The sequence below is a fragment of the Photobacterium sp. BZF1 genome, from assembly GCF_014349205.1.
Lineage (GTDB): Bacteria > Pseudomonadota > Gammaproteobacteria > Enterobacterales > Vibrionaceae > Photobacterium.
This window is the reverse complement of the sequence record NZ_JACSOF010000088.1, coordinates 20,146-27,423: the sequence shown is the minus strand read 5'-3', so window position 1 is coordinate 27,423 and position 7,278 is coordinate 20,146. Positions and strand designations below refer to the sequence as shown.

General features: G+C 47.4%; 5 protein-coding genes. All 5 read left to right on the top strand.

The window, feature by feature from the left end:
* On the top strand, positions 1 to 633 hold a 633-nt coding region (gene queE / locus BIZ37_RS18840; protein WP_187462791.1), incomplete at its 5' end, for a 7-carboxy-7-deazaguanine synthase QueE.
* A 169-nt stretch (positions 634 to 802) separates the two neighbouring features.
* Complete coding sequence (locus BIZ37_RS18835) at positions 803 to 3,682, top strand: hydrogenase expression protein HypA (protein ID WP_187462790.1); 2,880 nt, start codon at positions 803 to 805, stop codon at positions 3,680 to 3,682.
* Between the two features lie 140 nt (positions 3,683 to 3,822).
* Positions 3,823 to 4,659: an AraC family transcriptional regulator gene (locus BIZ37_RS18830; protein ID WP_187462789.1), complete on the top strand. Its 837-nt coding sequence runs from the start codon at positions 3,823 to 3,825 to the stop codon at positions 4,657 to 4,659.
* An 87-nt stretch (positions 4,660 to 4,746) separates the two neighbouring features.
* Positions 4,747 to 5,355, top strand: a complete 609-nt coding sequence (locus BIZ37_RS18825; protein WP_187462788.1) for a GNAT family N-acetyltransferase — start codon at positions 4,747 to 4,749, stop codon at positions 5,353 to 5,355.
* 223 nt (positions 5,356 to 5,578) lie between these two features.
* Complete coding sequence (locus tag BIZ37_RS18820; protein WP_187462787.1) at positions 5,579 to 7,198, top strand: methyl-accepting chemotaxis protein; 1,620 nt, start codon at positions 5,579 to 5,581, stop codon at positions 7,196 to 7,198.
* The last annotated feature ends 80 nt before the right edge of the window (positions 7,199 to 7,278 follow it).

The window sequence follows — 7,278 nt, the reverse complement described above, 5'->3', positions numbered from 1 at the left end:
GGTGAAGGTGTCTTCACTGGAGTACCCGCCATTTTTGTCAGACTACAGATCTGCCCTGTTGGCTGTGCTTGGTGTGATACCAAACAAACATGGAATGCCGAACCGCAGGACCATGGTTCTATCGAAGACGTGATGGCGAAAACAGCTGATTCTCCAATTTGGACCGAGATAGACGCTGACGGCATCGTTAATTTACTCAAGCAGCAAGGGTACACCGCCAAGCACGTAGTGATCACTGGGGGTGAACCTTGTATCTACGATTTGCTGCCATTGACTACCGCTTTAGAGCAAGCCGGATTCCAATGCCAAATCGAAACCAGTGGTACTTCAGAAGTCCTCGCGACCCAAAACACTTGGGTAACGGTTTCGCCGAAAATCAACATGAAGGCCAAACTTCCAGTACTAGCAAGTGCACTGGAACGCGCAGATGAAATCAAGCACCCGGTGGGCACCCAAAAAGATATCGACCAGTTAGATGAATTAATTGACGGCAAAAATCTTAAAGCTGACGTCAATATCGCGCTACAGCCTATTAGCCAGAAGCCACGGGCAACAGAGTTGTGCATTGACACCTGTATCAAACGTAACTGGCGCTTATCTATCCAGACCCATAAATATCTCGCTATCGCCTAATAGGCTGATACCTAAACATATATAGTATCTGGGAGGCTGTCTTATTTACAGGACAGCCGCTCTATATACGAGACACATCTCCTTTCTTAACTTTGCACCTTTTTGTCCTATCTATACTCAGCAGAAAACAAATACCAATAAAGATTCATGACCTATTGGGGAAATTATTATGCGCAGTTATATGGGATATGCCCTGCTGTTTCTCAGCAGCCTGCTGCTTGCTGCTTGTGGAGACAGCAGTGAAACCGCCGCTCCTGTAGCAGGCACACCAGTACCTGTTTCCACCACCTTTACAGTCTCAGTTGATGCACCCGAAGGTATAATCCTTGCCAATCAATCCAGCTTCTCTCTAATACAACCCGCCTATGCTAATGCGGTGAAAGATCTCACTGAACAGAACTTTGCTGCAGTTTGGTTGGATGATACAGGAAAAGTATTTGATTCAATTAATATTACACGTCTGGAGTCTCAAGGTGATGGGAAATATGTCCTAGATGCAGGTACCCGACCTAGGATCAATGCCGTGTTGTTAGTTGACTTAGATGGTGTCCCTGAATTCACTGTAGGTGAGAACCTACCTACAGGCTTATACATGACGCCGCTGGCTGCTGAGCGCTTGGCCATTTCTCTAGAATCATCACTGACATACTATGCCCTTGCCTTGCGAGTTTCTGCTGACGGAAGTTGGGGGGTCTTTTCCGATGTATTCGAGTCAGCGGCTCAAGGTGCAGTTGCATTAGCGCTTGAAGATATTAACAAGATCGCCATTGATATCCGCGATACGCTCTTTCCGCAAATTGGTGTCCAGGGGCTGACTCTTAAAGATCTAATGAGCCTGACGATCGTGCAAACCATGACGGAAGGCCGGCTTGAGCGTTATTTTACTGAACAATCTGCAGTTGTTGCCAATATTCTGGCTATCCTAAATGACGGCTATTGGGAAATCAGTGCTACGGAAAGCAATGATGGCAAAGGTATTTTTGCTGACTCAACCTCTTATGACGGCAACGAAACCACCATTACGGAATACAGCTGGGATAAGACTGGCAGTGACGATATCACCCTTAGTGAATTATTCACTTACCTAAGTAACTCAACCGCATTTGGAACTGAAGACATTCGTTCGCAAGTCCTTACTGATCAAGGTTGGATAGGGTTATTTGAATACCTCAAGGTACAATTTTCCACCGATCGTAGTGCATTGCTTACAGATGCCGCATTAAATACTTCAGATGAAAGAGGTGTGACCTTAGAAGCCAGGGTGTATTCACTCGCCGGGAAGAAAATGCACGACTTTCTATCTAGCAGGGAGAATCATTATCTGACCCGGTACATTCCGGATGACACCACATTCGCCGATGGCTCTTCCGGTTTTTATTTCACCTGGCGCCCAGAAAGTGAAACCTACCTGTTGTGTGATAACACCAACGACAAAGATACCTGCCGTGTTTATCCAATTCTGACGCCAGATGCCGGTTTTACCTCCCTAGACGATGTCAAGACACCATTGTTCGATATTGGTATTACTATCGATCAGGTCAATGGCTTCAAACTCAGCGATAACATTGTTGCCGAGTTTATCAGCGATGATTTCTTCACCGTCCGATACTGGAGTCGGATTGCTGCCAACGAATGGACTATCCAAGATACCGGTGTTTGGGCTCCTGCGACAATATCAGGCAGGCCTGTGATCCGGTTCGATGTACCAGATATCATCAAGCAAATTGCTGACGATTACCCATACAATGGTCGCAACCTCTTTCTTGTCGAAGACCGGGGCTTCGTGAACATCGGTGAGGTATTGCTTGAGTTGGCTGAGTTTAATTTCTCAGGCTTTGATAACGATGCCAAAGCTCAGATCTTTGCGGCAGCAAGCCGCGATAACCTGCCACCATTTGGCGAATGTGCCTTCGGTAATACTGGTTTAGCCAACGAAGGTCTATTCCTCAATGCGGTCATTGAATGTGGTGGTGATGAGCGTTTCACCACTCAATCAGTTACTGACCTTGTCGACAAGACCTTGGTGCAGATCAGTGAAGAAGGTGAAATTACTGCCCACATCCTACGTAGTGACAATAGTTGGGAGCATTATCGAAATACCCTCCAAGAAGCAGGCTCACGGATCTGGTCCCTGACCGAAGATGGCTACTTGAAACTCATCGGTGATACCAACATCGAAGATGAGTTCGACTATTGGTCTTTGACAAGCTATGAGTACCAGCAAAACCTATTAGCCATTAAGGTGTTCAGCCAACAAGGCCAACAAGCCCAAATCTCTAGCCTAATGGCCCGTGAGTATCTGCCAGACTCTCTGGCTGCATGTATTGACGGCGACTCAGGCTGGGATCCGGCGACAACCACACCCGTTGTCAAAGAAACCTTGGCTAACTACAACACCCAGGTACAGCAGTGTAAAGAGGTTTGGTTTGGCCGAAATCCAGTATTTACCAAAGCCCTTCTGATTGGCCAAACGGGGAATAACAGCGATGATAAAGCCCTGATATTCGCCAGCGACACAGGGGGTGAAGGTGGTAATCACAGTAACCCAGACACAGCACGTTACCTTAAATTAAGTGACGATTTCCAAGGTGACTTTTTCTTAGGCAGCTATGTCGATGGAAGTGGCTGTGGTTTCAACTTCGACATTCTCTGGAAAATAGAAGATGATGGCACCCTGTATTACGAAGCGGTCGACGGCTCAATGAATGAGCGGATCCAGATCACCGATACCGATGGTTTGAAACTGGCAATCAAAGCATTTAATCACCAGAGCCGTTGGCAAACCGACGAAACCCTGCTCTATGGCAGTGATGAAGGTGAAATCTGGAGTGACATCGTCACCCTGATTGATGCCAGCCAAGTGCCGAATGTGGTACCGGTTGAGCCGCCACCACCCGTTGAGGAAGAAACCCCGCCGGAAGGTGAGACTCCTCCTGCTGAAGGCGAAGAGCCACCAGCAGAAGAACCAACAGGCCCGCCAGCAGGGACTATCCTCAACGATGGCCAAACCTGCGCCTACCTTGAGGTACCGGAGCAACCTGCACCTTAACTCTTTCCCAATCCAAGACAAAGCCTAGGTCATTTCAACATGACCTAGGCTTTCGTTGTATAAACCAACAACACATTTGATCCCAATTAAATTAAAATAACTATTCAGCAAAGAGATTTATCGCTAATCAGGTAGTAAAGATGATCACGTGGAAACACCCTCTTGATGGTTATGAATGGCTCATTCATCAGGTCTGGTATCTTGAGGTGGAAAACAGCGACACCATCGAACAACTGCCACAACTTATTCCCAACCCTAGGGCACACCTGTTGTTTACCCCGCCAGAGCAAGCTTACTGTTATCAAAGTGGCAGCGACCAATTGTCGGGTAAAGGGAGTCACTTGCTGACCGCCAGCGACCGGATACTGACCCTGATAGACAACGCCCCGCTTAAGCGAATTGGTATTACTTTCCGCCCTGAAGGGCTTTACCTGCTTAACAAGTCCAACCTAGCACTAGTCAATCAGTGTGGCTGGTTTGACTGGCTCACCCCCCAGTTCGGTCAGCATTTTCAGCAGCAATTATGGCAATGCGACTCGAAGCAAAGCCTAATCGGTAATATTAAACAACACGTTGGAAGTCTATGCTTTTCAAGCCAAATAGATAAACCCTTCACCACCGCGCAAAAAGCGATTGCCTTGATGGAAGACAGTCATTGTGAAGCTCCTGACCAATACATTGATGTAAACCAGTTGGCCAACTTATGTGCTTGCTCGAGGCGTACACTGGAGCGAAGCTTTCGCCAAGTCACCGGGCTAAGTATCAAAAAGTACCAATTGATGATTAAATTGGAGCTGATGATCCTTGCCCTCTATAAACAGCAGGGAGATATTGATTGGACAGCATTTTCACAGCAATTTGGTTTCAGCGACCAGTCCCATTTGATCAGGCAACTAAAGCAGCAGCTCAAGCGTACCCCTTCCAGTTACCTACAAAACCGGGACCTGACCATCGACGTTTATGGCGACTTTGAATAAGCTACTGCCTTCTTATTATTTTGTCGCAAAAGTCCAATCGCCTATAAGGTAGCTTCGCTAATATAGATACCAGACAACGAGGTAACTATGACTAATTCAACGACACATCTAGCGTCATTTTCGGCATTGAAACAAGGCGACGCTATCGCATTCCACGACACCCTGACAATCCGCCTTATCCAGCCGTCAGATTTAAGCGACATCATCACCATGCTCGGTGACGACAAAGTGACTCAATACCTGTTCTTTGCCCCGGCCGACGAAAGTGTATACCAAGGTTTCTTCGGCCCAATTATTGAGAATACCCAAGAAGCAATAAGTAACGGTGTCTGGCCTGATAATCCAACGTTTGTCATCCGGGACCAACATGACCGTTACATGGGCATGACAGCCATTACTCAGGTGATGTTCTGCCAAGGAAACTATGAAGTAGGCTATCAACTTCCAGCCCATGCTTGGGGGCAAGGTATCGCCACTCAGGCTTGCAAACTGATGACAGAATTGGGGTTCAATGAGTTAGGTAGCCATAAAATCAGTGCTGATTGCTATGCAGCTAACATAGGCTCTTACAAAACAATGGAAAAATGTGGCTATCAACTTGAAGGCCGCCAGAAAGACTATTACAAACTTGAGCAAGGTTTCGATGACAAAGTCTACTATGGCATTACTGCTGCTCAGTATTCCGCTCAACAGTAAATTAACACCAAGAGGCCCAGCATCACTTGGCCCCTACCAAGAACAACAAAGACAAAACAGTGAAATAGCATGTAATTACAAGGCCATAGACAATACCAAGATCACATTCGATTAACCTTTTGCTTAGAATATTTGCTCATCATCACACCCATCCAACACCAACCATCTCTTAACATTTCAAACACATTACAATGTCCACAATAAAAATAAGAGATCATGGAAGATGCGCCTTACTATTGCCAATAAACTGCTACTTACCCTCTTTTCTGTCTTCACTATCGTATTGGTCATTAGCCTTGTCTATGAGGGCAGACAGCAAAAGAAATTACTTGAATCAGTAATCAGCGAGCAGACTCTCGACAAAGCCGGCAACTACTTTGATAGCCTCAATATGATGATGCTGACCGGCACTATGTCGCAAAAGGAAACCTTGCGTGAAAAAGTACTTTCCCACAGCGGCATTGAAAATGTCCGGGTGATCCGCGGCCCCGGCATTACCCAGTTCTTCGGCCCGGGGTTAGACAACCAAGTTCCCGTCGACAGCTATGACCAAAGGGCATTGGCTGGTGAAACCATCGCCGAAACAATTACGACCGAAAATGGCAGCCGACTACTGGTTGCCCTGCCTATGAAAGCCAGTGCCGATTACCGTGGCACCAACTGCTTGCAGTGCCATATCGTACCGGAAAATGATGTCCTGGGTGTCGTCAGGCTTGAGTATGATCTAGCGCCCCTCTACCAGCGGGTCAACCAGCAATTGCTATCCGCAGGCAGTATCATGTCCGCTATCGCCGCAACAGGTTTCTTCTTTACCCTGTTTATGATCCGCCGGATCATTGTCAGCCCGCTCAAACGCCTCTCTGACTTCATGCGCACCACAAGCAAAAATAAAGATCTCAGCCAGCGGCTCAATGAACCCCGGCAGGATGAAATTGGCGAGTTGTGTAATAGCTACGACCAAATGCTGGATAACTTTTCCGGCAGCCTGGTACAAGTCCAACAAACCTCAGAATCTCTCAGTGAACAAGCCAACCATTTGATTTCGGTTTCTTCCCATACCACCCAGGCCGCTGATAGCCAGCGGGTAGAAACCAGCGATATGTTCAGCGCGATGGATACCATGCAGCAACAGCAGCATGACATCGAGCAGCGCACCACGGAATCAGCCACATTAAGTCACCATGCATCAGAATCCGCGATGGCCGGGACTCAACTCGCCGCAGAAGCCGGAGGGAGTATCGAGCTATTGGTCAAAGACATTGAACATGTAAAACTAAAAATCGATCACCTCAACCAGCAAAGCCTCCAGGTCGGCACCATTCTCGACGTCATTCGCAACATCGCCGAACAAACTAACTTATTGGCATTGAATGCAGCAATAGAAGCAGCAAGAGCCGGCGAACAAGGCCGTGGCTTTGCCGTGGTTGCCGATGAGGTGCGCAGCCTTGCCACTCGCACCCACCAAGCCACCGGTGACATCCAGACAATTATCGAAACCTTGCACAATGACTGCGAGGCCTCTGCCGAGGCTATCGACTCAACTTGCCAGACAGCTTATGCCAAGGTCGTCACCATCCATGAGCTCTCCGCCGCTTTATCGGCTATGGGCGATCAGATCCACGTCGTTAACAATCACGCTATCGATATCCAGCAACAAAGTGCCAGCCAGGCCTCATTGGCGGATGGTATCCGTTCAAAAGTCGGGATCATCACCCAACATGCAGACGATACCGCTACCCACGCTCAGGCTTCGAAAGAAATTAGTGTAAATCTTGAACACTTAGCAGAACAATTAGAGCGATTACTGCATCAATTTACCCTTTCAGGCAATAACAAGGGTTGATGCTAAACGTAAGAAAGGTAATATGGTCTCCTTGGACTGTGTATTTGGGGTAACCTACCCTGGCAATACACAAATAAAGT

Excerpts from the sequence above, each read along its gene's own strand:
- BIZ37_RS18835 (WP_187462790.1), top strand. The coding sequence starts at position 803 with ATGCGCAGTTATATGGGATATGCCCTGCTGTTTCTCAGCAGCCTGCTG.
- BIZ37_RS18830 (WP_187462789.1), top strand. The coding sequence starts at position 3,823 with ATGATCACGTGGAAACACCCTCTTGATGGTTATGAATGGCTCATTCAT.
- BIZ37_RS18825 (WP_187462788.1), top strand. The coding sequence starts at position 4,747 with ATGACTAATTCAACGACACATCTAGCGTCATTTTCGGCATTGAAACAA.
- BIZ37_RS18820 (WP_187462787.1), top strand. The coding sequence starts at position 5,579 with ATGCGCCTTACTATTGCCAATAAACTGCTACTTACCCTCTTTTCTGTC.